Here is a 3,049-nt window from a genome sequence, read left to right as displayed (position 1 = left end):
TCCGATGGGCGTCCCTGTTCGCACGGAACGCACCGGCATGACCGACACCTACTGGGCCGCCCGCGAAGGCGATGCCTTGCTGCACACCGCGCCGATGGCCGACCTCCTGGGCGGCGTGCTGGAAATCGCCGCCTCTGTCGCGGTCGGCACACTGGCCACCACGGCGGTTGTCGCGGCAACGGGCCTTACCGTCGCCACCGGTGGGCTGGGCTGCCTCGTACTCGGGAGTGCGGTGGGCATTGCGGTCGGCGTCGGCATGAACCAGACCGGCACCGACGAGGAGGTGAAGCAGTTCTGCGACTGGCTAAGCAATGCGCTGTTTCCGCCCACGGTCCAGGCTTATATCACCACCGGCTCGCCCGACACCTTTATCAACGGCAAACCCGCCGCTCGTGCCGCTGGCAGGATCGGCCCGGTACTGGCCGGCGAGTCCGCTGGCTACCTGGATATCGCCCAGGGCTTCTTTTCCCAGCTATGGCGGCCCACCGTCGCCACCCCCGCGCCCGGCGCCATTCCCAGCCCTTATGATCGCGTGGCCTGCGACAAACACCCGCCGATGCCCCAGGTCTATCTCGCCGAAGGCTCCAGCAAAGTCACCATCAACGGCCAGCCCGCCGTGCGCACGGGTGATCGCAGCACCTGCGAGGCTCGGGTCGGTGCGGTCAACGGGCTGATTTCACCCAATGTGCGCATCGGTGGCGCGCCCGTGGTGATACGCGAAATCCGCAGCGGCAAGCCCCCCGGCGTGGGCCTGGCGGTGGGCACCTTGTTGATGTTGCGCGGTGGCGGCGCGAAGTTTTTCAGCCAATTGCCCTGCATGCTGGTCGGCGGACTGACGTCATGGGGCACCGGCCAGGTCAGCAACGCCCTGAGCGCGGCGATGTCCGGCTCGCCTAACCCGGTCCACGCCGCCACTGGTGCCAAGGTGCTGGGCGGCGAGGACGAGCTCGATTTCGCCTTGCCCGGTTTGCTGCCCCTCGACTGGCAACGCTTCTACAACAGCCGCGATGAACGCCACGACAGTTTGCTCGGCCAGGGCTGGAGCCTGCCGTATGAAATCAACGTGCGCCTCGAAGCCCGTCCCGAAGGCGGCGAACGGCTGATCTACACCGACGAGCAGGCCCGACAGATCGATATGGGCTCAATCCCGCTGGGCCATGCGGTGTTCAGTGCCGGCGAAGGCTTGAGCGTGCGGCGCCACGACAACGGGCAGTTGCTGATCGAGAGCGAGGACGGGCTGTACCGGCTGTTTGAACCGACCCTCGCCGATCCCTCGCGACTGCGCCTGAGCCAGTTGGGCGACCGCAACGACAACCGGCTCTACCTCGACTACAGCAAGTCGGGCACGCTGATTCGCTTGCGTGACACCTTCGACCAAGTCCAGGTGGAACTGATCTACCACAGCCCCCAAGGGCCTCGGCGTATCGGCCAGATCGAACGCCTGTACCCCGATCAAACCCGCGAAGTGCTGGTCAGCTATGACTACGATGCGGCGGGCGACCTGAGTGAAGTTCGCGATGCCACAGGGCAAGTTCAGCGGCGTTTTGCCTATGACGAACACCGGCGCCTGGTCGAACACCAATTGCCCGGCGGCCTGCGTTGTTTCTATCAATGGGCGCTGATCGAAACACAGGAAACACAAGAAACACAGAAAACACAAAAAACACAGGAATGGCGCGTCACCCGGCACTGGACCGATGACGGCGATGACTACCAGTTCGACTACGACCTGGAGGCTGGCATCACACGTATTACCGATGGTTTACGGCGTGTCAGCACCCTCCAGTGGAACCGCCAGTACCAGATCACCGCCTACACCGACCCCCTCGGCCATACCTGGCAATTTCAGTGGAACGACGAACGCCAGCTACTCGGCGCCATTGATCCGCAGGACGGACACTGGCGCTTCAGCTACGACGCCTCCGGCAACCTGTCCACCAGCGAAGACCCATTGGGCCGTATCGACTCCACCCTGTGGCTGGAACACTGGTCGCTGCCCCAAGTGCAAACCGATGCCGCCGGCCAGGCCTGGCAGTACCGCTACGACCAACGCGGCAACTGCCTCAGCGAAACCGACCCGCTGGGGCACACCACCACCTATCGCTACGATGCCTTCGGCCAGGTGGTGGAAATCATCGATGCCACGGGCAAAAGCCGAACCTTGCGCTGGAACGAATGCGGGCAACTGACCTACCACGCCGATTGCTCCGACTATCCCACGGACTTTTACTACGACCGACGCGGCCACCTGTGTACGGTGGCCGATGCCTTTGGCGAACGGGTGCACTACCAACGCGATGCTCAAGGCCGACTGCTGCAAACCGAACGGCCCGTGGACCGCTTCGACCACTACCAGCGCGACGCCCACGGCCAACTGATCGCCCATATCGACGCCGCTGGCGGCAGCACGCGCTACCAGTACAACCGACGCGGCCAGGTACGCCAACGCACCGACGCCCTTGGCCGACAGATCGAATACCACTACGACGCCTATGGCCGCTTGCAGGCACTGACCAACGAGAACGGGGAAAGTTACCGCTTTGCCTGGGATGCCAACGACCGTCTGATCCGCCAACAGGATCTGGACGGCAGCGCCCGGCAGTACAGCTATGATGCCCTGGACAACGTGACCCGCGTCGAACACCTGCCGGCGCCCTTCGGCACGGGCCTGGCGTGCGTCCCAGCCGAACCGGTGCCTCCCATCGTTCACCGGTTGGAACGCGATGCGCTGGGTCGCCTGATCGCCAAGATCACCGCCGATGGCCGCACCACCTACAGCTACGACCGGCTGGACCAAGTGACCGCCATCACCTTTACCGACCATGACGGTAATGAACAAACACTCAACTTCGCCTATGACGCCCTCGGCCGGTTGCTGGAAGAACAGAGCGCAGCCGGCAGCTTGCAGCATCACTACGACGAACTGGGCAACCTGAGCCAGACGCAGCTACCCGATGGGCGCTGGCTCAATCGGCTGTATTACGGCAGTGGCCACCTGCATCAGCTCAACCTCGACGGCGAGGTCATCAGCGACTTCGAACGCGACCGC

General features: G+C 64.0%; 1 protein-coding gene. It reads left to right on the top strand.

What is annotated here, in order from left to right:
* Nucleotides 1-37 precede the first annotated feature (37 nt).
* The coding region (locus tag BMX68_RS24840; protein ID WP_074862781.1) for a DUF6531 domain-containing protein at nt 38-3,049 on the top strand (3,012 nt) is incomplete at its 3' end.

This window comes from Pseudomonas agarici, from assembly GCF_900109755.1.
In the GTDB taxonomy this organism is placed as follows: Bacteria; Pseudomonadota; Gammaproteobacteria; order Pseudomonadales; family Pseudomonadaceae; genus Aquipseudomonas; species Aquipseudomonas agarici.
This window is presented reverse-complemented; position numbering and strand designations above follow the sequence as displayed.